Here is a 22,717-nt window from a genome sequence, read left to right as displayed (position 1 = left end):
TATTTAAAGTAAAACGACTTCAACCGTTTCATTTTCTGCTAATCCAGCATTTCCAGCTTCAATATCAATGAAACAATTACATCCTAACATGCTCGATAAAACCGATGAAGCATGTTCTCCTGTTGGAATACTAACAACGCCATCCTCATAATAAGCTCGAATAAAGCGACGTTGTTTGCTTCCTTTATTAAATGTCCCTTTAAATCGTGCCTGTTTTCTCACACAAGTATACGTATTCGTATGCATAGCTTGTGAAAGGATTGGACGGAATAATAATTCAAAAGTTGTAAGAGCGGCAAATGGATTTCCTGATAGCCCTAAAATTAATTTATCTTGATAAAGACTTGCAAGAACTGGCGTTCCTGGACGCATATTAATTCGCCAAAATAAACGATTGGCCTCCAGCTGTGAAATCACTTCATGCATAATATCTTTTTTACCCACTGAAACGCCACCTGTTGTAATCACTAAATCAACGTTTTTCATTTGTTCTTTAATAAAGCTTGCAACGGCAGTTGGATCGTCACTAATTTTTTTAGAGAAAACAACTTCAACATTTAACTCCTTTAAACGTGACGTTAAGACAAATCGATTACTATCATAAATTTGTCCCGGTTTTAACGCCTCAGGTGCCTCGGCTAATTCACTGCCACTACTAATCAATCCGACCTTAATTGGGGCTAATACCTCCACTTTCTCCATTCCTAAACTAGCTAAAATTCCTAGATGAATCGGCGTTAAAACGGTTCCTGCTTGAAGCATTAACTGGCCTTGTTTAATATCTTCTCCAATCGCACTATAATTCATAAATGGCTTCACACTCGCGTAAAGCTCAACGACTTCATCTCCGTAATTTGTATCCTCTTGACGAATGACTGCATCAAAACCATCTGGAATATAAGAACCGGTCATGACACGAACCGCTTGATTCGATTCTGCTTTTAACTGAGCATAATCTCCTGCCATGAGTTGCTTGATGACTTGCAACTTAATAGGCGTTTCATGACTTGCACCTGCAGTTTCTGAAGCTTTTACCGCATATCCATCCATTGCTGAACGATTAAAAGATGGCACATTAATAGGGGCATATACATCATGAGCTAATACTTGGTTTAACGCCTCGAATACAGATACAGTCTTTGTTTTCGTTTGTTTTTTAGTCTGCTGAACTAATAATTCAATCGCTTGTTCTAATGTAATTCGTTCCATTTTAGCTACCCTTTCCAAATTCACAGTGTGGGAACGTACAAACTGGACATTTTAAGCAAAGTCCACCATGTCCTAATGCTGCGATTTCTTTCTTTGTAATCGTATCTTTTGCTAAAATACGAGGGAACATTAAATCAAAACTTGTCGCCTTCGCATACATGACACAACCTGGTAATCCAACGATTGGTGTTCCATCTTCAAAATATCCAAGTAAGAACATTGCTCCCGGTAATACAGGTGCACCATATGTTAAAATTTCTGCTCCTGATGCTTTAATGGCTCCTGGTGTTAAATCATCAGGGTCCACACTCATTCCACCTGTACAAATGATAAGCTCCATTCCTAAGTCACGACATTCTGAAATGGCAGCTTGAATTTTTTCAATATCATCATTCACAATGATATGATGATTAATCTCTAAATTATATTTCGCTAATTTATTTTTAATCACAGGTGTAAACGTATCTTTAATACGTCCATAATAAACTTCATTTCCTGTTGTAATGACTCCGACTTTGAAATGATGGAATGGCTTAATTTCAAGAAGTGGCTGTTCATTATGAATCGCTTTTACCTGTTCTAACTTATCCTTGTGAATCATGAGGGGAATAATTCGCGTTCCCGCTAATTTGTCATTTGCCTTAATCACGGTGTTATTATGACGTGTGGCAATAATGATTTCACCGATTTCGTTAATCTGTTGTAAGCGATCGATATCAACTTTTAAAAGTCCACCTTCTGTCGCAATGACTTCAATTTTTCCTTCTTTAACTTCTGTTGGTTTCATGTAGTCATTTTTACAAACGTTATATAAAATATCTGCCGCATCATTTTCATGAAGCATCGATTCATCCGCTTCATAAATATACAGATGGTCTTTCCCTACAGATAACAAGACTTCAATATCTTCTTCACGAACAACATGACCTTTTTTAAAAACCGGTCCATCTTTAACATCTTTAATAATTTGCGTAATATCATGACATAAAACATGACCTACAGCATCAATTGTTTTAATTTTTTTCATATTATCCTCCAATCGTTAATTTAAAAAAGTCAATTTGCGCATGATAAAAAGGCAAATTGACTTAACAATTTTAAATTAACTTCACCTTTTCAAATGTGGAAGGCTGATTGATTTCTCGCTCAACCCTGTAAGTCATCTAAAGACTTAGGCTCAATACCGTAGAGACACTCCTTAGGTATTTTTGCTCGGTTACTTTGGGTTATTTAGTTTTGTTTTTGATATGAACGAACTAACAGTCGAACAAAGTTATAAGCAACAAATCCAATAATAATCGTTGTCGCGTATAACTGGATTCCTGAAACTTCTTTCACAAATAATCCGAATACTTCAAATCCTTGTGCTGTTAAATATCCAGCCATTTTGGTTGATGCAACGACACCAATCGCTAATGGGAATGTTAACGCTGCAAAACCAGGATGGAATTCAAACTTAAAGAATTTAGGAATATTAATTAGTATGAAGATTAATGTCGCAAATATAGCTGCATATAATCCATAAACCACGATTGCATTTGGAGTAGCAAAGGCATTTAAGTAAGCAACTAAACATAAGCTACTTGGCGCTAATAAAATTGCTGCTGTTTGAGTTAATGGTGCTGGTAATGGACGACGAATCATGCGAACGATCATGAATGGAATAATCATTAGGAAAACAATGATTCCATAAATAGCAATAATTTTTAATAAGCCTGGCATATTCATCCCTGTTCCGACTACCGCAGAAACTAAGAATCCATTATAAGTGACAAACCATGTTGGAACAAATGTGTCTTTATTTACACCTTTGATCACATTTCGATACGTGAAAATTAAAATATGAATGAAATGTAATACAACACCTGTTAACCAGATTCCTTTACCGATAGCAGGAGAATAAGTAAAGATATAACTCCCTAAAATCATCGTTAACATCGTAAATGTCGCATATAAACTTGCTGGAACAACATTTGCATATTCTTTTTTAAATGTTTGGAAATGAACAGTTAGTTTTAAGAACGCTGCTGCCCATACTAAAATTCCTACAAACATCGTAATATGTTTAATCCCTGAATATCCTAATGAGGCATACATATTAGAAAGGGTTGCTAACCCTACCATCGTTGCAATTGCTCCAACCGGTAAGTTAGCAATCTTTTGTAATAAAGTTTTCATCAGTAAAATTCTCTCCTCGTGTCAATTAATCATTGTATGTAAATTGGCAGTTATCTGTTAAGTGGAAGAAATCCGAATAATCGATTTTAAAGATTGATTTTTCAACCTTATCAATATTAATCTTTTCTCTAATTAACTGCGTTAATACACCACTATATGATAAGTCTCCTTGAATAAGAGCTCCATAAATGACACCGTCTTTATGAATAATTTTTTTATAGTTTCCTTGCCCGTCTTCTTCAATGTCAACTTTATAAGTTTCATCAGCTGGTTCTGGTGTTCCAAGTGACATGGTTGGAATATGTAAGAAATTCATGGTTGATTTACTTGCAAAGAAATCAGTTAATTCACGTTTATGTCCACACATATTTGTTGCTGCGATAATGGCTTCTTTTACAGCAGCTGGCCAAATTGGATTACGTCCTGAAATATCTCCTGCACCGTAAACAGATTCATCACTTGTGCGTCCATACTCATCAAAGATTAATCCGAAACGATCGCATTCAATGCCACTATCTTGTAAGAAAGCAACATTTGAACGAACACCTGTTGCGACGATTAAGAAATCACAGTCAATAATTAATCCATTCGATAAAGCTAATGCTTTGACAGCCCCTGTTTCATCCATGATCACTTCTTGAACGGCTGTATCATAATATTGCGTTACTCCCTCATTTGTAAACGCATCTTGATATGTTTTAGCTGCACGTTTATCTAACTGAATTGATAACATATGTCCTTTGAACTCAACTAATGTTAAATTCTTTCCATAATGTAATAATCCCGTTAAAGCATCAATTCCAACAAGTCCTGCTCCCATCACGACGATGTTTTTTGCATATTGAGCTTTTTCTTTAATTTCAATCGCATCATCTAAGTTTCTTAATCCAAAGACATTTTTTGCATCATTTAAGTTTTTAACTGGTGGGAAGAAGGTTGATGCACCTGTTGCTAATAAGACTTTGTCATATGACACCGTACGTCCATCAGATAAAATTAATTCTTTTTGTTTTGGTTCGATTTTTTCAACCCCAACCCCTTTAATCCAGTTAATATTATTTTTTTCAATAAATCCATCTTCTACGAATTCTAACGCTTTAATATCGCGAATTCCTTCTAAGTAATGATGTAAAATACAACGTGAATAAATATGCTCGTCCTTTGAAATTAAGGTAATATTTGCATCCGGTTCTAGTTGACGAATATATTTAACTCCATTGACTCCTGCTGCTGAGGCACCTACAACTACATAATTCATCTTACTTTACCTCCTCAAGTGTAATAGCTTCCATTGGGCAGTTCGCCACACATTGTGGGGTTTTTGCATCATGTGATGTACACATATCACATTTCATAATATATTTTTGTTTTAAGCGATCTGCTTTTAAAACCCCATAAGGACATGCCATGATACACATATAGCAACTTGCACAACGTGTTCCATCATATTGAACATAACCAGTTTCTTGATCTTTAGACATTGCACCTGTCATACATGTATAAACACATTCAGGTAAATCACAATGACGACAGAAAATTGGTGAATTTTTTCCTTCGCTATCAACAACTACACGGTTTCTTGAATCACAGCTTTCGTGAGACACGACACAAGCTGTGACACAAGTTAAACAACTAATACATTTACTTCTATCAATCTTAATACGTTTCATATTAAGCCCCTTTCACTTTATTAATTTGTACTGGTGTACTCTTATATGAAGGTTCTTTTGAATATGGATCATAAACAGATGGTGTTAACGCATTTGTCTCTATATAGTGAATTGGAGCAAATAATTCGTTGTAAGCCACTGTATCTGAAACCATCGCCATGAAACGACGTGTCACACCATTAATTGATGTAATTTCAATCATTTCTTGATGCTTAATTCCTAAATCTTTCGCTAACTCTTCATTGATGTGAACATATGCAACGTGTGAAACTGCATCATTAACAAAAGCAATTTCACGTGTACGTGTTTGTGTATGCCATTGACCGACTGTTCCACGTCCTGTATTGAAAACATATGGGAATTCTTCAGTTAATTGTAATGGATTGTCTGTAACAGCTTCAAACATAAATTGAGCTTTTTTACTTGGTGTATAGAATTGTCCATCTTCAAATAAACGGCGCTCATTTTCCGTTAAAGTGTCCCCTTCTTTAAATGGCCATTGAATTCCTTTTGAATCCACTAAAGCATTATAATCAACACCTGTAATATCACATGGCATTCCTTTTGAACATTTTTTCATTTTTTCAAAGACTTCTTGAGGTGTTTTCCATCCATCAAGTAAGTCCCCCATTCCAAGGGCTTTACCAACATTTAAAATAACATTGAAATCAGTCATTTCATTTTCTTCCATTAATAAAGCCGGGCGTACAGCAGATAAACGACGTTCCGTATTGATTAATGTTCCTTCTTTTTTCGTTCCAGGAACAACTGGGAAGAAGATACTACAATCTTGTGAGCTATCTGTATCATCATAAATATCTTGAACGATGAATAAATCTAATTTATCCATTGCTTCTTTAAATGTTTCATTATTAATCCATGAGTGACGTGGATTTGTACAAAGAACCCATAATGCTTTAATTTCTCCAGCATTAATTTTTTCGATAATCGCATTGTATGGTAACGTTGGTTTAGATGGTAACCATGATTCATCGATTCCTAATGCTTCTGCTACTGCTTGACGACGAACTGGATTATCATAATCTCCCCCACCATATAAACCAGCTGTATTACTGAATAAACGTGATCCCATGGCATTACTTTGACCAGTAATTGAGTTGGCTCCCGTACCAGGACGTCCCATATTTCCTGTCATTAAAGCAATATTGATAATGGCTTGCGCATTACGCACCGCTTCATATCCTTGGTTAATTCCCATTGTCCACCAAAGTGAAACTGCTTTCCCTTCATGAATCATTGTTGCTAATTCTAATACTTGTTCAGCTGTTAAGTTTGTTTTCTCTTCAACTTTATCTAATGTAAAGTCTTTAACAAATGTTTTGAATTCTTCAAACTTTTCTGTATGGTTTTCAATGTATGCTGCATCAATCCAATTTTTTTCGATTAATACGTTAGCTAATGTATACATTAATGTTAAATCAGACTTTGCTTTTAAGCGATAGAAATGATCGGCACGTTTTGCTGTTTCTGTATAACGTGGATCAATAACAATCACTTTTTTACCTTCAATTTTGTTCGCTTTAATACGTCCCCAAAGAATTGGATGAGCAACGACTGGATTTGCTCCGATTAAAATGATTGTATCTGATAATTCTAAATCATTTAATGTATATGGTGGTGCGTCAAATCCAAAACTTTGTTTATGTGCTACAACACTCGTCGCCATACATAAGCGTGTATTTCCATCTACGTTAGCTTTTAAGAAGTTACGCATGACATGTCCGTATAACGCCATTTCTTCTAGCGTTAATTGTCCGGTACTGATTCCGGCAATACTTTCTGGACCATATTGTTCATGGATTTCTTTTAATTTATTGGCAGTGTAAGTAAAAGCTTCATTCCATGAAACATGTTCAAATGTTCCATCTTCTTTTTTAATACGTGGTAATGGATTTGCTTTATAAACTGAGTGCTGTTTATCTAAATTTAATCCTTTAATACATGAGAATCCATTATTAACTGGATAGCCTTTTGTCGGAATGACTTTTACAATTTTGTTCTCTTCTACCATGTAATCGATATTACAAGCTAATGAACAATAATTACATGTCGACTGTACTTTTTTCATAAGTATCTCCTTTCAATAGTAGCGCATAAACTTGATGAATCTAAAGTGCTTCCTAAATTAACTAATTTAAATTAATTTTGAACGTAGCGAATCCCACTCCAGTAAATATTATGCTTAACAATCGCATCTTCACCTAAGTTAACATCTTCAAGCACCCATTTTTTAAACTCCATGAATCCTGTACGATCCACGATATAACCAATGTGTTCTTTTCCACCAGGTGCATCTTTTGCGATATACTCTGTTACATACTTATATGTATTTTGGATAATTTTAACGATGCTATCCTCATCTACCCAAACAATAAAGTCTTCTGCTAAACGTGGATTTTTCTTACCTGTACGTCCCATAATAGCTAAACGATAGTACTTTTCTTTGCTACGCGTCCATGCTGCTGTTGGGCAGTTAATCACACATTCTCCACATCCGATACATTTTGAATGATCACGTTCAACTTTATAGTTCACAAATGATAAAGCACCTGTTGCTTTTTTCTTACAAGCACGAACACAAGCCCCACACGAAACACAACGATCTTTGTCATACTGAGGCTTAGTCATCCCAATAATTCCAAAGTCATGCATACGTGCTTTAATACAGTCATTAGGGCATCCTGTTAAAGCAATTTTAAAGTGTAAATCATTAGGAAAAACTGCTTTTTCAATACGTTTTGCAAAGTTTGTCGTATTATAGTTTGCAAAAGGACACACATTATTACCAATACAAGCTGATACATTTCGTGTTCCAGCTGCTGTATATCCTTTTCCAGGAATCTCTTGATTAATATCTAGCCCTTCGATGATTGGCTGTAATAATTCATTGACTTTCGGAATGTCTTCAAATTTAATACCAGGGATTTCAAATCCTTGACGTGTGGTAAGGTGAACAGCACCATTTCCATACGTATTAGCAATTTCATAAATTTTTAATAAATATTCAGCTTGAAGCGCTCCACCTGGAACCCTAACACGAGAAGCTGTAATCCCACGATGCTTCGTTACACGAAACGCATTTTTCTTTAAAAGCTTAGTATTCACATCCATGCTGACACCCTCCTTAGTCAATTAAATCTTTCCCTTTAGTGTAATTAAATACTGGACCTTCTAGGCAAATGTAAGTGTCATCAATTTTACAGTGACCACATTTTCCAATTCCACAGCACATTTTACGTTCTTGCGAAATCCAAATATTTTGTTCAGCAATTCCACGTTTTAAGAACTCTTGGACAGTAAAATGCATCATCATTGGAGGTCCAACGACAATGACCTGAACATCATCTAAGTTTTTAATCGGTAAGTCTGGAATAAATTTTGTAACTAATCCAACATGTCCTTCATAACCTTCTTCTGCTTTATCAACCGTTAGAATGACTTCTGATGTTTCGCGCCATTTAGCTAAATCGGCTTTGAATAATACATCTTCTGGTGATTTGAATCCTGTGATTAATGTAAATCCATTTGATCGACTAGCATCTGTTGCGAAATAATCAACCACACCACGAACTGGAGATAATCCCGTTCCTCCAGCTACGACAATTAATTCTTTTCCTTCATAGTTCGCCACATCAAAACCATTTCCATATGGTCCTCGTAAGAATAAATGTTGTCCTTTATAGTGATTAAAGATTTCATTTGTTACTTTTCCAACTTTACGTATTGTTAAATCAACATAGTCTTCACCAATGCCACTTACTGAAATTGGCGCTTCACCGTATTTTGGAAGTGAAACTTCAAAAAATTGACCAGGTTTAACCTCACCTTGATAAGCCATACGGAATGTAAACTCGATTTCAGTATGCTGAATTACATCTTTGATTTCTGATAAAAACGGGATATACTCATTTACTGTCATTATTCCACCTCATCCATTGCTTTCCCTAGTTTGTTAATACAGTTAGAGAACGAAATATATTCTGGACAAACATCATCACAACGACCACAACCAACACACATATGATATCCATTACGTTTTTTGAAGTCGTAAATTTTATGCATCACTTTAAATCGCATACGTTGTCCTTTATTTTCACGGAACTTATGTCCACCAGCCATATCTGTATATCCATTTACTTGACATGATGCCCATACACGGCGTCGCTCTCCACATTTATGATTGTCTTGATAGAAAATGTCTTGCATCGTAAAGCATGTACACGTTGGACACACAAAATTACAACGTCCACAAGCAATACAACGCTCACTATACTCTTCCCACATGTCAGAATAGATAATTCGTAAATCTAATTTTTCAGGAATCTCAACATGAACTGGATTTTCTGTCACGAATTTTGGTGTGACTTCAGTCGTCTCCATCGCTTTAAGTTTTGCATCTGATAATAGTTCTTCGCATTTAATATCAAATGCCACTTGATCTTCTGCTAAATGAATATACGCCTCATAATGATCACACGTATTCGTTCCCATATCGACACAAAAACAGTTATTAAAGCTTTTTTCACATCCCATGACAACAAATTTTGCTTTCTCACGGAATTTTTTGTAATAAATATCTTCAAAACCATTGCGTAAATAAATCTCATCTAGACGACGAACTGCATGTAAATCACAACTACGTAAGAAGATTAAAAGATTTTGTTCATTCATTGACGCTTCTTTGACTTCTGTTTCTGTAAAGAAGAATAATGTTTGTGTAATTGGTAATAATACCTCTTTGTACGAAAAACTTGATTTTTCATTAAATTCAATTTCCTCAATACATTTGATTTCCCCGTAACGAACACGGTGCGTATCTGAGAAAGTTCCTTCTCCTTCATACTTCTTTGGTGCATAAATTACATACTTTTTTGCTAATTCTTCTAAAACTTCATTGAAATTAGCCCTTGCCATAATTAACCCCATAATAAAAGACCTCGCTTCTTAAGTTCTTTACTGTAACGAGGTCATTGTACTCTATTTCACAATTTTTTTCCGTGATAAAAATCACACAATGAGCGATTTTCATCACAAGTTGTGCATATTAGTGTACATTTATATATTTTTATGGTATGCACCTAAAGCTTCAATGGAGATAACTTTAATTTTTTTATTTTCATATTCAACTAAATTAGCGGCGATTAATTTTTTTAAAGCCCTTGAAACAGTTTCACGCTGTGCTCCTAATAATTGAGATAAATAAGAAACCGTTAAAGGTAAGTCAATTAAATAACCCTCATCAATTTGCACTCCATAATCTCGACATAAACGATATAACTTTGCGGCTAACTTTCGTTCCATCGCTATATTAGTTGGAGCATTTTTTAATTGCCGATATGTTCGTCTTAACTTCGAACAATATTGATTTATAACAGCTTGAGTTAAAGCAAGGTCATTCTCCATGATTTTAATAAATTTCTCTTTTGAACAAATAAGGATAGTAGAAGCTTCAAAACATTCACAGTCAATTGCGCATGGAAGTTGATTCCCTAGATTATCATTGAGCAAATGTCCTTTATCTAAGATAAAAATGACTCGTTTTTCTCCAACTTCACTCAGTTTATAAATCGATACCTTGCCACTTAAGACAATGAAAACTTGATCGATTAACTCTTTATCTCTAAAGATATAGCACCCTTTTTTATACTTAGCAACTCTCATACACTCTAATAATTCATCCATACTTTCCTGTTTAATACTCGAAAATAATTCGATATGACGTAATGTTTCCGCATTTACTACTTCCATATAACACTCCTTCTTAACCGCCTAATTCTGTTTAGGCCACCTTTAAATTTTTTACTCTTTCACTTCTATCATACAAATTCTTATCATAATTTAAAGTGTTTTTTTTTTCCATCCCCCTCACATCCATCTCATTCTTTCTAGTTTTACAATAAAAAAACTTACATTTTCTAACTCAAATGATTATTTAAAATTTAACATCTCACCCTATTCATTCTCTATCATTTAATCCTTTATTCTTTACCTCTTAAATATAAAAAGGCTATCTTTAGTTAAGCAAGTGCCTAACTAAAGATAGCTTTTTTAAATGATGACTTACATTTTAATATTCCTATAATAAAAAATTGTATTAACTAGTTTTCTACTCTATCTCCGCCGCTAAAATCCTTTCCTATAAAATAATGATTAAAGCTAAATAAGCAAAGAATGATAAAGTCGCAAGAATATGCCACTTGACACTTGGTTTTCCATTCTTTGTGATTAAATAACCCGTTCCGGCAATCGCTAACATTACGCACGAAAAACCAACATATTTAAGAAAACTATCTGTCCCAAACTTCATTGCTGTTTCATATAGCATTCCAAGGACAGATAAACTTCCTAACACCATATGTAAATTAATAATAAACCTCGTCTTTTTACCAAAAGCTTTTGGAATATAGTAAACTAATAACGCAGCAAAAAAACATCCATGTGATAACATTTTAATCTCTCCTTAGCTTAAACTTTTTTCTTTTTTAGAACCAGCGGGAATCGTTTCAATTCTAAACATAAAATAATAAAACTTCGCGATCACTAACACAATTAAGAAAATTCGCATATGTAAATTATCAACAAGAAAGAAAGGGAAACAAAGCATGATATCGGCAGTTAATAAGATGGTCCATTTTTGTTTTAGTGTCATTTGTCGATTTTGAACAAAGCTTTCTAAGTGCTTCTTATATAAATTTGTTGATTTAAACCAACAATCAAATCGATCTGATCCTTTGACAAAACAAACGGATGCTAATAATAAGAATGGTGTAGTTGGTAATATCGGTAAAATAACCCCTAATAACCCCAATCCCACACAAATTAAACCACATAATACTAATAATGCTTTTGTTATTTTTTTCATCTTAGCTCGCTCCCTTTCTTAATAAAACATGTGACGGAAAAATTCAATAGGTGAATAGATTAAGACACGTGGTCCAGAAAATCGCATCACATCTTTTACTTTTTGTTTCATGTCTTTTTTATAACAATGAATTGGACATTTCTGACAAGTTGTCTTTTCATCTCCAAACTTACAAAAACTTAAACGTTTATGAGCATAAGTTAATAATTCTTGACACTCATCACATAATCCATGTGATTTATGTTGATGTTTTTTATGACAATATAATTCAATCATTAATTTAATCACGCGTTTTTCACGTTCTACTCTTCCCTTAGCCATCTTATCCACTCCTATCAACGATAATCATTATCATTAATTGTCTAAAAATAGAGGACTAGGAGAGCCTAATCCTTACTATTTATTTTTGTAAAATTAATGTTTGATTTTCTAACTTATAGACTTGATCACAAATCGCTGTTGTCGATTTACGATGTGAAATCATAACAATCGTTTTATCCTTATTATAATCATTGATCGATTTTAGAATTGATCCTTCATTTAGTGCATCTAAATTACTTGTTGGCTCATCTAAGATTAAAACATCACCATCATGTAAAAAGGCACGTGCTAATCCTAAACGTTGCTTTTCGCCTGAAGACACCATTCCTCCAAGCTCTCCAACTTTTGTTTCATATCCATTTGGTAAAGTTTCAATAAATTCATGAATGGATGCTTTTTTCGCTGCTTCAATGACTTCTTCTAATGTCGCATCGGCTTTTCCAATTTTAATATTGTTTGCAATCGTATCATTGAATAAATAAGTTTCTTGACTAACCAATGTTTGTTTTGTGCGAAGTGAAGCTGTTGGAATCTCTGAAATATTTGTGCCATCGATTTCAACGCATCCTTTTTCAACATCAAAATAACGCATTAATAATTTTATGAACGTACTTTTCCCAATTCCACTTGGCCCAATTAACGCTAGCTTATCTCCTTTTTTAATCGAAACAGAAGCTTCATTAAAAATCGGAGTTTTTCCATTTGGATAAGTAAACGTCACTTGATCAAAGGCTAACTCATTCATTTCAACTGTTGCCATTCCTTCAACTTCAGTGACTTGTGGCTCTTCATCTAATAAATCAAATAATCGCTGTGCACATGCAAACGTATGAGCTAACGTATTTGATAAGTTACTTAATGCGACAACCGGTCCAAATGATGAAGCAATAATAACTAATGCCACTAAAACTAATGTTAAGCTTAATTGTCCCGTTGTATAGAAATAGAACCCCATTCCAACGAAAACTAACATCGCTGAAGTAATGATAACCCCTGTTAATCCAGTTACAAATCCTTCATGATCTTTAATTTTTCGAACACTTTTATTTAACTGATTTGATTGCTCATTTAAGGCAGCTAAACGCTCTTGTCCTTGATTAAATAATAAGATTTCTTTTAAGCCACGTAATGAATCTAAAATATATTGATTACTGCTTGCAAATGCTTGACGATAGTTGACCCCTGCCGTCTTCACAAGTATTGATGATACGTAAGGTACGATAACTCCAACTAAAATAAAATATGCAGCAGCAACAAATCCGTAAGCAGGATGAATGAAATATAAAATGATTGCAATCATACTATTTGTTAATAAAGCAATTGCGATCGGTGCGATCGTATGCGCGTAGAATACTTCTAATAATTCAATATCTGAAGTAATTAATGAAATTAAATTCCCTTTATCTTTTCCTTCTAATTTCGCCGGTGCTAACGTACGAAGTTTCGTAAAGATTTTATCTCGTAACAGATATAAAATTTTAAAGGCTATGTAATGTCCTGATAATTGTTCAGCATAACGTAATAGCCCACGGCTCACGGCACAAACCACCATAATAATAATGGCTGCTTGGAACGTAACGATGGTTGGTCCTTCTACAATTGTTCCAAGCGCAACAGCAGCAAAACTAGCAATGGCAATTGCTGCTAAGAATCCTAGAACTCCCATCGTAATCGTGATTAACATCACGAAAATTAATGGTTTCAATTCTAAGATTAATCGCTTCATAATACTAAATCCAGATTGACGTTGCATTATCTCACCTCTCTAATGCTCTCTAATTGTTGTTGTTCAGATACCATGTGTGCATATACTCCATCTTGACTCATTAAAGCTTCGTGTGTACCTGACTCAACTAATTCTCCTAATTTAAAGACATGAATCATTTTCGCACGTTTCACGCTTGATAAACGATGCGAAATAACCATGATTGTTTTTGTTTCAGATAAATCATAAATTGCATCCCAAATTGCTTCTTCACTTTCAACATCAATATTTGATGTCGCTTCATCGAAGATAATCGCTTGACGATTCGCTAAAATAACACGTGCTAACGCTAAACGTTGCTTTTGTCCACCTGATAAGGAGCTTCCGTTTTCAGCTACTTCTGTTTCTAATCCATTTGGTAAACTAGTTACAAATTCATATAAACGCGCTGTTTTTAATGCCTGTTCAATCTCTTCCATTGTTGCAGCTGGGTTGGCCATTAATAAATTATCACGAAGTGTTCCTTTGAAGATGTGACTATGAGCTGATACTAATGAAACGTGACGATATAACTCCTCAGGTGCAATGTCAGATAAGCGAACTCCATTTAAAGTAATCTGCCCATGATTCACTTTCTTTTGCGCCAATAACAAAGCGGCCATTGTACTCTTACCACTTCCACTCTCTCCAACAATAGCAGTTAAACCACCCGGTGTTAAGTCCAATGAAATATCTTTTAAGACTTGACGTTGGCCATCATAACTAAAGTTTACATTTTCAACTTTAATATTTAACTGATCGCTAGCCGGAATCACTTTTGGAGACTGAACCACTTCTTCTTCTGTATCCAATAAAGCAAAAATACGATCTGAAGCCGCCATCCCATTCATCGCAATATGGAAATATGAACCTAATAAACGAAGTGGGATAAAGAATTCTGATGATAATAAGATAATCACAATTAAATCTCCAACTTGAAGATTTCCATTTTTAAATTGATAAAGAGCAACAATTGTTCCAAGTGCTGATCCACCAAATGCAATTAAATCCATAATATTAATTGAATTTAATTGCATACTTAAAACTTTCATCGTAATACGACGGAAAGCTTCGGCCTCTTCATTCATTTCAATATGTTTTTGATCATCCTGACCATAAACTTTTAACGTTGTTAAACCTTGTAAATTTTCTAAGAATGTATCTCCTAAATTAGCGTAGTTATTCCAATACTCTTTTAAAATACGTTTTGCTACTTTCATAATGGCAATAATCGATACGGGAATTAGTGGGACACATAACATAAAGACTAACGCCGCTTCCCATGAAATAAACGAAATAACAACAAATAGTGTTAAAGGTGCTAAAAGTGAATAGAAAAATTGAGGGATATATTTACCAAAGTAAATTTCTAACTGCTCTACTCCTTCAATTGAAAGTTGAACAACTCCTGATGTCTTTTCAGATTTCTGATAATCCATCCCTAAACGTAACAATTTCTCATATACTAAACGACGTAATGTCGCACGTGCATTCGCAGATGACTTATATGAAAATGTCCCATATAAATGGTGACTCACTAATTTAACAATTAGGGCAATTACAATAATAATAATCCCCATCGTTAATGAGACATGCTTCGTTAACATATAATCCGACATTGCTGTCCATAGTGATCCACTAGTCAAATTTAATGTTTGTCCCGCTACCATCACATTTATTAATTGACCAATTAATAAAACAATAATGATATTACAAATAATCCCAATCCAACTACATAAAATAGTTAACCCCATATATTTTTTGGATTCATCACAAATCGAGATGAGCCTTTTATTGATCATCATATCTATTTCAACTCCATTTCTTCTCCGCTTAACGTTATCTATGATAATGATTATCATTAACTCTCGTTTTCTAGTATAGCATAGATCTTTCTAATTTTTATAACTATATTCACTTCTTTACCCTTTTCAACATTTTTATCCATAAAAAAAATCTAACGATATCGTTAGACTCTAATTCAATGTTGCTTTCACAACGTAGCGCTCTTTATTCAGACCATAATAAACAAATGGGTAACAAGTCACTAAGGTTAATACACTCTCCTCCGTCGATTCAAAAATATAAGGATCATTAGGAAGTCTAATTGAAATTTCATCAACCGCATAATAAAAAATTCCTTCAACGCTTTCAATGATAATTGGTTCTCCAACTTTAAGATCTTTTAGGGACCATAAAAATTGTTCTCGATGCCCATAAATTAAACAATTTCCTTTCCTACCTGGAAGTAATGAGAGTGGATTGTGAGCTAACCCTTGTTCAAGTTGTTCTTTCTCAACGCCTTCAATTATAATCAAAGACTCTTCTAAAAATTGAGCACGCCCAACAATGGATCCAACATCAGTTACCTTCTTTAAAGTAGCCGTCATTAGATTGGTATCTGGAAACAAAATAAATCCTTGAGCAGGTTGCCACTGTTGCAAATGCTGCTAATTAATATTCATCTTTAATAAATGATAAGAAGGAGTGAGAGTAACTATGAGCAAACTAAAAATTAAGAAAAATAAAATGATGTTATTAGACTTCTTCATGATTTAGGTATCGTACAATAAGAACGCCTAAGCAAGTTAAACTAACACCGAAACTGCTCATAAAGTAGATAGGAGAAAGGCCTGTTGTTGGCATCTTCCGTGCATCAACTACATTAATGGGCTCATGAGGAAACTCTACTTCATATAAATCAATATTAGAAGCATCAATACTCATCACTTGATACTGCTGGGATACTTCATAACCTTCTGTTGATTGTAAGACTTTTAACTCAATAAGACCAGGTGTAACTTCAATCAGTACTTCTCCTTCAGAATTAGTTCGATAAACACCTAACTGTTCTCCATCTGGCGTAAATACTCCAATTAAAACATCAGATAGTCGATTACTTTGGTTGGCTGATTCAAATGCGGATACCTTAATATAACTAATAGCTTCGGGATATGTCTGTGCTTCAACTGAAACCTTTGAAAAAAGACATAAAGTTAATAAGAGATACATGATTTTAACTATTTTTTTCATTCAATCACCTTTTTATATAAAATACTAACAGATTAATGAGCCCTCTTAACTGGACCAGATTTAAAAGACTCAAACCTCCTTAATTACTCTTAATCCTATAAACAATCATCCGTCTATGATTAACGAGAATAATTGTTTCTTATATAGATATAACTATTTTTTACTATTCATCTTAAATTATAACAACTAATCGATTAGAAAATATTTCCTTTTATCTATATCCTCTTCTGTTTATTAAAACATAATATGGTATAATAACCTCAAATTTAAAAAAGGGGGAATCCAACCTATGCTAAATGAAGCATTAATTAAAGATGTATTAGATGAAGCAATGTCATTAGGTGCAGACTTTGCTGAAATCTATGTTGAACAAACAGAATCCCAATCCATTGATATGGTTGGCGGCAAAGTAGATAAAGCCAATCGCGGACAAGATTATGGAGTTGGAATTCGATTATTCCAAGGAACAAATTCAGTGTACGGATATACAAATGATTCATCACGTGAAAACTTGTTAAAAACAGCTCGTGAAATTGCATCAGCTCTTGTAGGTGAGGTCATTAGGAAACCATTAAATCTTATTCGACAAAATATTATTAACCAACATATCATTCAAACGGATTTAAGTGAAATGCCTGCTTCACGACGTGTTGAAAAAATGCGTCAAGTGAGTGACACGATTAAACACTATCACGAATCAATTAGTCAAAGCGCTGTTGCTTTATCTGAAAAAAAACAACATGTCTTAATTGCTAACACAGAAGGAACATTAGTGGAAGATACTCGTGTCTATACTCGCCTTTTCATTCGAGCCGTTGCTTCAAATGGGAAAGAAATGCAAACGGGCGCACATGGTCCTGGGGCTTTACAAGGCTTTGAATTTATCGAAAATCTTGATCTTGATTTTTATGCTAATGATGCTGCTCGTCAAGCGGTAACCATGTTAAATGCAGGCCCTTGTCCAAGTGGAAAAATGCCAGTTGTTATCGATAATGGATTTGGAGGCGTGATTTTCCACGAAGCTTGCGGACATGGTTTAGAGGCAAGTTCTGTTGCAAAAGGGCTATCTGTCTTTGCCAATAAACTAGGTGAACAAGTAGCAAACCCAATTGTGACAGCCATCGATGACGGAACGATTCCAAATGCTTGGGGTTCTTTAAATGTTGATGATGAAGGAACACCAACACAACGTAAAGTATTAATTGAAAATGGGATCTTAAAAAGTTACATGATTGATAAATTAAATGGTCGTCGTATGAAGATGGCATCAACTGGTTCTGGACGTCGTCAAAATTATCGTTTTGCTCCAACCTCACGTATGACCAATACATTTATTGCTGAAGGTCCAAACACACGCGATGAAATTATCGCTAACACGGAGTATGGTCTTTATGCTAAAAGTATGGGGGGCGGTTCAGTTAATCCTGGAACAGGTGACTTTAATTTTGCCGTTAATGAAGGATATATTATTCGTAATGGAAAAATTGCTGAACCCGTTCGTGGTGCAACACTCATTGGTAATGGACCAGCTATTTTACACCAAATTGATATGGTCGGTGAAAACTTAGCACGCGCTCAAGGAATGTGTGGTGCTGCCAGTGGTTCAATTCCAACTGATGTTGGTCAGCCTGCTCTTCGTGTAAAAGAAATTACTGTTGGTGGAGCAAAGGGGGAATAAAAGATGATTAATTTAGATTTATTATTTGAAGCAGGATCAAAAGCAGGCTTAACAGATATGGAAGTTTATGTAGTTAAAAATGATAACTTTTCATGTAAAGTTTTTGAACAAAATGTTGATTCTTACTCTGTTTCAAAAACACAAGGCTTATCGTTTCGTGGGGTTTATGAAGGTAAGATGGGCTATACATATACGGAAAAATGTGATGATTCATCCATCCCATTCATCGTATCTAGCGTCATTGATAATGCCCTGTTAATTGAAAAAGATGAAAATGAAGAATTATATGCTGGAAATGATAACTATGTTTCTTTAAATCTTTATAATGAATCTTTTAATGAAGTCAGTGCATTAGATAAAATTAACTTCTTAAAAGAAGTAGAAAACGAATGTTTTGCTTTAGATTCACGTGTTAAATCCGTAGACTATTGTGCCTTTTCAAATGGAACAACTGAAGTTGCTCTTAAAAATACAAAAGGATTAGATGTCTCAGAACGTCAAAACTTTGCTTATACATATGTTAGTGTTTTAGTTTCTGAAAATGGAGAAAATAAAAACGATGGAGACTTCATCATTAGTACAGATTTTAATGACTACGAACCAAAATCACTGGCTAAAAAAATCGTTTCTGCCGCTCTTTCACAACTTGGAGCAACAAAAGTAAAATCAGGAACATACCCGATTGTTCTAAAAAATTTAGTTGCAGGCTCTATTTTAGAAGCGATGAGTGGTATCTTTTCTGCAGAAGCTGTTTTAAAAGACTTATCCCGATTAAAAGATAAAGTTGGAACATCTATCGCTAACCCACTGATCACGATTATTGATGATCCACATTTAGAAAATGGAATGGGAAGTTCATCATTCGATGGTGAAGGTGTGGCAACATTTGCAAAAGAAGTTATCACTAAAGGAATTCTTAATACTTACTTACATTCCTTAACAACAGCTAAAACATTTAATGTTCAGCCAACAGGAAACGCTTCGCGTGCTAGTTTTAAAAGTTCTGTCAATATTTCACCAAGTAATATGTATATTAAACCACAACAAACAAGCTTTGATGAAATCCTTCAACAAGTATCAAATGGAATTTATGTGACGGATGTTCAAGGATTACATGCAGGTTTAAATGCAATTTCAGGAGATTTCTCACTATCAGCTAGTGGATTTTTAATTGAAGATGGAAAAGTAACAAAACCAGTTCACGAAATGACGATTGCTGGTAACTTCTTTGATGTACTCAATCACATCGTCGGTGTTGGTAATGACCTTGACTTTGGTCCTTCAAATGTAGGTTCTCCAACCCTTTGGATTGAATCATTAGCGGTAGCTGGTGAATAGGAGTTACTAAAATGAAGAACCGACTCTATAATTTGATATTTCCCATTTGGATGCTGATCTTTATTCCTATGACATGGCTGATTGTTTTACCAGCTAATTTCCTCATTGATAGTCTCATCCTACTTCTTTCACTTTTTCTATTCGTTAAATCAAACTATTGGATGATTTACAAACAAACTATCCTAAAGATTTGGGGATTTGGTTTTTTATCCGACTTCATTGGTGCTCTCATTCTATTTAGTATCTATTTAAGTGATTTTTTTATCCAAAACAGTGTCATCTCTAATTGGTGGTACGATAATGTCTTTTATCCAGTTTCATATGATCCATTCAGTTCAATTTTTAGCATCATTTGGTGCTCGATTGCCGTTTTAGTTTCTGGAATCTGTATTTATGAATTCAATTACCGTGTTAGTTTTAAACAGTTATCATTAGAACCAAAAACAAAAAAGAAAATGGCATTATTACTTGCCATTTGTACTGCACCTTACTTATTTTTAGTACCAACCGCACTATTTTTCTAATAAAAAAAATCGTAGATTTCTCTACGATTTTTTTATTACTTTTCTTTCATATAGTGAATATAAAACAATTGCAATAATACTGAAGAATACTGGTCCCGCCATCATCCATAACGTTTTATCATAATCTCCTGTAGTTAATGGTTCCACAATTGAAAATACATTCGCAAATCCAACAACGGCTGTTACAATATAAGCAACAACGATTGCTACTGTTTTACTTTTATAAATTACAAATGGTTTTTTGATTTCATCTTTTCGTTTAAACGAAATGAATGCAATTGAAATAAATAAATAAGGAATGGTCATCGCAACATTCGTCATTAACACTAATTTGTCAAAGAATTTAGCGGCTGACTCCCCCCCAAATGAAACAAGTAGAATTAAAATAATCGCAATAATCGCTTGAACTTTCATTGCATTAACAGGTAATCCATTTTTGGTTTTCGTTAATGATTCTGGCCAAATTCTCTTTGGTGTTCCTTCAATTAATTGTTTCAATGGACTATATGATAACGTCATAAATGCTCCGCTTAATGCTAAGAACATTGACAATCCTACAAAACGAGCTACCCAAGAACCTATTTGAAGTGAAAGTTGTTCACTTAAACCAAGAGCATGACCTAACTCATAACCAAGATTTTGCATAATAATATATGCTACATTCCCTGTATTTACACCAGAACCTGATAAAACGCTAGTCCAATTTGTAAAGATACCGATCATAAAAATTCCAATGATATAACCTAACGAAATAATTCCCGCTGCAATTAACAGCCCTTTAGGAAATGTTTTAACGGGATTCTCCGTTTGATCGACTAATCCACCAACAACTTCTGTTCCACCAAATGCAAAAATAGCAAATGTTAAAAATGATAGCGTAGCGACAACACTTTGATAATTTCCGTTTGGTGACTTTGTAAAGGCATGCGTAACATCTGCTATTGGTTGAGCTAATTGACCTTTGTTTAAAATTAAAATTAGGATTCCACCGATTAATAGTACAATATTTAATAAAGCAACGGCTGAGCCACCAATTGATGTTACCTTTTTAATGCTTTCTAATCCGCGAGAAATTAAAACAAAAACAAGGATTAGCCAAGCCACTCCTAAAAGTCCTAGAACTTGTGTACTTGAAAGTCCAAATACACCCCATTGACTTGTTGTATCATGTCCAAAAATCATGTTTGATAATGGAATCCAAATGGTTGAAGCAACGTTCACCATCCAAATCACATAAGAAGCATACCACATAAAAATCCCAATAAATGCGTAGCGTGGTCCTACCGACTTCTCCATCCATGAGTAGATTCCACCCTTTTCATTTTTAAACGCGGCTCCAAATTCTGCAATCATGAAGGCAAATGGAATAAAATAAGTAATTGCTGCAATGATATACCAAGGAATAGCCGCATATCCCATTAAAAAGAATCCACGTGGCATATTCGCAAATCCAAAAACAGATGTAAAGATCATCAAGATTAATGATACTAATGTTAGTTTTCCTGTTGCACTTTTCGTCATTCTTTAACCTCTCTCACTAATAAAATAAACTTTACTTAATTTTTTCTCAAAACAATATTTAATTTTCTTTCTTAACATTCCCAATAGTTATACTTTTATTCATACCAATTTAACTCGAATTCTGTCAACAATTATAAAGTTTTTTTCGTCTTTTTTCCCTCTTTTTATTAAAAAGAATACGTTAAACTATTACTGTAATCGTTAACAGATATAGTTATAAAGGAGCTAAAATGATGCTAGAACCCAAACCAATTTTTAAACCTTATCAATTTGTTCAACAAATTGAATTTAAAAACAAAGATATTCATCGTCATGATTTAGGCTTAGATTATTTTGGATTTATTAAAACATCTCATGTGATTGAACGAACAATGATTGAGTATGAAATCGTCTTTGCCTCTTCAAATGAACATAGAGTATTAGAATATTCATTACGTCCACTATCAGATGATGAGATCGAAAGTCGCTTAGAACAGATTTTAAAATCGCCTGAGAAGTACCAAACATTCATTGATACTCTTCAGAGTGAACTAAACTTACAACTAGATTACCCTAATCTATTCTGCACTCAATCGCTCCCTCTTGAAATGGCACTCGAATCGAGTAGGAGATAATTAA

At 34.2% G+C, this 22,717-nt stretch carries 22 protein-coding genes and 1 riboswitch; of the genes, 4 read left to right on the top strand and 18 right to left on the bottom strand.

Going from position 1 to position 22,717, the window contains the following annotated elements; genetic code table 11:
- Positions 1 to 3 precede the first annotated feature (3 nt).
- The 17 genes from glp to NEH74_RS11405 all read right to left on the bottom strand — a co-directional run bounded on the left by glp (position 4) and on the right by NEH74_RS11405 (position 17,038).
- Positions 4 to 1,209, bottom strand: coding sequence for a gephyrin-like molybdotransferase Glp (gene glp / locus NEH74_RS11485; protein WP_262941400.1), 1,206 nt, complete (start codon positions 1,207 to 1,209; stop codon positions 4 to 6).
- A gap of 1 nt (position 1,210) precedes the next feature.
- Positions 1,211 to 2,236 carry a molybdopterin-binding protein gene (locus NEH74_RS11480; RefSeq protein ID WP_055305606.1) on the bottom strand — a complete coding sequence of 342 codons (1,026 nt, stop codon included), beginning with the start codon at positions 2,234 to 2,236 and terminating at the stop codon, positions 1,211 to 1,213.
- A 66-nt stretch (positions 2,237 to 2,302) separates the two neighbouring features.
- A riboswitch (molybdenum cofactor riboswitch) is annotated at positions 2,303 to 2,439 on the bottom strand.
- Entirely contained in the window at positions 2,440 to 3,387 is a 948-nt protein-coding gene (locus tag NEH74_RS11475; RefSeq protein ID WP_055305607.1) for a TDT family transporter, read from the bottom strand. It lies immediately after the preceding riboswitch.
- Between the two features lie 25 nt (positions 3,388 to 3,412).
- On the bottom strand, positions 3,413 to 4,645 hold the full coding sequence (locus NEH74_RS11470; RefSeq protein ID WP_212725500.1) for an NAD(P)/FAD-dependent oxidoreductase: 1,233 nt from the start codon (positions 4,643 to 4,645) through the stop codon (positions 3,413 to 3,415).
- A 1-nt stretch (position 4,646) separates the two neighbouring features.
- Positions 4,647 to 5,057, bottom strand: a complete 411-nt coding sequence (locus NEH74_RS11465; RefSeq protein ID WP_262941399.1) for a 4Fe-4S dicluster domain-containing protein — start codon at positions 5,055 to 5,057, stop codon at positions 4,647 to 4,649.
- Between the two features lies 1 nt (position 5,058).
- A complete protein-coding gene (locus NEH74_RS11460; RefSeq protein WP_055305610.1) occupies positions 5,059 to 7,146 on the bottom strand; it encodes a molybdopterin oxidoreductase family protein in 2,088 nt (695 codons plus the stop codon).
- A gap of 71 nt (positions 7,147 to 7,217) precedes the next feature.
- Positions 7,218 to 8,189 (bottom strand): sulfite reductase subunit C, encoded by a 972-nt coding sequence (gene asrC, locus NEH74_RS11455; RefSeq protein WP_055305611.1) that lies wholly within the window; start codon positions 8,187 to 8,189, stop codon positions 7,218 to 7,220.
- 13 nt (positions 8,190 to 8,202) lie between these two features.
- Entirely contained in the window at positions 8,203 to 8,997 is a 795-nt protein-coding gene (asrB, locus tag NEH74_RS11450; RefSeq protein WP_055305612.1) for an anaerobic sulfite reductase subunit AsrB, read from the bottom strand.
- The gene (asrA, locus tag NEH74_RS11445; RefSeq protein ID WP_237252360.1) at positions 8,997 to 9,992 is read right to left on the bottom strand and encodes an anaerobic sulfite reductase subunit AsrA; all 996 of its coding nucleotides are present in this window, start codon (positions 9,990 to 9,992) and stop codon (positions 8,997 to 8,999) included. The genes asrB and asrA overlap by 1 nt, the downstream gene beginning before the upstream one ends.
- A 141-nt stretch (positions 9,993 to 10,133) precedes the next feature.
- Complete coding sequence (locus NEH74_RS11440; RefSeq protein ID WP_262941398.1) at positions 10,134 to 10,826, bottom strand: Crp/Fnr family transcriptional regulator; 693 nt, start codon at positions 10,824 to 10,826, stop codon at positions 10,134 to 10,136.
- Between the two features lie 388 nt (positions 10,827 to 11,214).
- Complete coding sequence (locus NEH74_RS11435) at positions 11,215 to 11,526, bottom strand: hypothetical protein (protein WP_055305615.1); 312 nt, start codon at positions 11,524 to 11,526, stop codon at positions 11,215 to 11,217.
- Between the two features lie 12 nt (positions 11,527 to 11,538).
- The gene (locus tag NEH74_RS11430; protein WP_055244940.1) at positions 11,539 to 11,940 is read right to left on the bottom strand and encodes a YbaN family protein; all 402 of its coding nucleotides are present in this window, start codon (positions 11,938 to 11,940) and stop codon (positions 11,539 to 11,541) included.
- An 18-nt stretch (positions 11,941 to 11,958) separates the two neighbouring features.
- On the bottom strand, positions 11,959 to 12,261 hold the full coding sequence (locus tag NEH74_RS11425; RefSeq protein WP_055244938.1) for a nitrous oxide-stimulated promoter family protein: 303 nt from the start codon (positions 12,259 to 12,261) through the stop codon (positions 11,959 to 11,961).
- Positions 12,262 to 12,340: 79 nt separating this feature from the next.
- Positions 12,341 to 14,014 carry a thiol reductant ABC exporter subunit CydC gene (cydC, locus tag NEH74_RS11420; protein WP_055244936.1) on the bottom strand — a complete coding sequence of 558 codons (1,674 nt, stop codon included), beginning with the start codon at positions 14,012 to 14,014 and terminating at the stop codon, positions 12,341 to 12,343.
- Positions 14,014 to 15,810: an ABC transporter ATP-binding protein/permease gene (locus tag NEH74_RS11415; protein ID WP_055305616.1), complete on the bottom strand. Its 1,797-nt coding sequence runs from the start codon at positions 15,808 to 15,810 to the stop codon at positions 14,014 to 14,016. The genes cydC and NEH74_RS11415 overlap by 1 nt, the downstream gene beginning before the upstream one ends.
- Positions 15,811 to 15,981: 171 nt before the next feature.
- Positions 15,982 to 16,449 carry a class D sortase gene (locus NEH74_RS11410; protein WP_144436969.1) on the bottom strand — a complete coding sequence of 156 codons (468 nt, stop codon included), beginning with the start codon at positions 16,447 to 16,449 and terminating at the stop codon, positions 15,982 to 15,984.
- 94 nt (positions 16,450 to 16,543) lie between these two features.
- Positions 16,544 to 17,038 carry a hypothetical protein gene (locus tag NEH74_RS11405; protein WP_055305618.1) on the bottom strand — a complete coding sequence of 165 codons (495 nt, stop codon included), beginning with the start codon at positions 17,036 to 17,038 and terminating at the stop codon, positions 16,544 to 16,546.
- Positions 17,039 to 17,327: 289 nt separating this feature from the next.
- Here NEH74_RS11405 and NEH74_RS11400 point away from each other — a divergent pair, with 289 nt between their 5' ends.
- The 3 genes from NEH74_RS11400 to NEH74_RS11390 are packed head-to-tail and all read left to right on the top strand — an operon-like array spanning position 17,328 to position 20,578.
- Positions 17,328 to 18,716: a TldD/PmbA family protein gene (locus NEH74_RS11400; RefSeq protein ID WP_055305619.1), complete on the top strand. Its 1,389-nt coding sequence runs from the start codon at positions 17,328 to 17,330 to the stop codon at positions 18,714 to 18,716.
- 3 nt (positions 18,717 to 18,719) lie between these two features.
- Entirely contained in the window at positions 18,720 to 20,054 is a 1,335-nt protein-coding gene (locus NEH74_RS11395; RefSeq protein WP_055244927.1) for a TldD/PmbA family protein, read from the top strand.
- Positions 20,055 to 20,065: 11 nt separating this feature from the next.
- The gene (locus tag NEH74_RS11390; protein ID WP_055244925.1) at positions 20,066 to 20,578 is read left to right on the top strand and encodes a hypothetical protein; all 513 of its coding nucleotides are present in this window, start codon (positions 20,066 to 20,068) and stop codon (positions 20,576 to 20,578) included.
- 21 nt (positions 20,579 to 20,599) lie between these two features.
- On the opposite strand, the gene yjeM is transcribed toward NEH74_RS11390, so the two are convergent.
- Positions 20,600 to 22,099, bottom strand: a complete 1,500-nt coding sequence (gene yjeM / locus NEH74_RS11385) for a glutamate/gamma-aminobutyrate family transporter YjeM (RefSeq protein WP_055305620.1) — start codon at positions 22,097 to 22,099, stop codon at positions 20,600 to 20,602.
- 233 nt (positions 22,100 to 22,332) lie between these two features.
- Between yjeM and NEH74_RS11380 the strand changes: the two genes are divergently transcribed.
- Positions 22,333 to 22,713 (top strand): hypothetical protein, encoded by a 381-nt coding sequence (locus tag NEH74_RS11380; protein ID WP_055305621.1) that lies wholly within the window; start codon positions 22,333 to 22,335, stop codon positions 22,711 to 22,713.
- The last annotated feature ends 4 nt before the right edge of the window (positions 22,714 to 22,717 follow it).

This window comes from Turicibacter sp. GALT-G1, from assembly GCF_025594995.1.
Taxonomy (GTDB): Bacteria; Bacillota_I; Bacilli_A; order MOL361; family Turicibacteraceae; genus Turicibacter; species Turicibacter bilis.
This window is presented reverse-complemented; position numbering and strand designations above follow the sequence as displayed.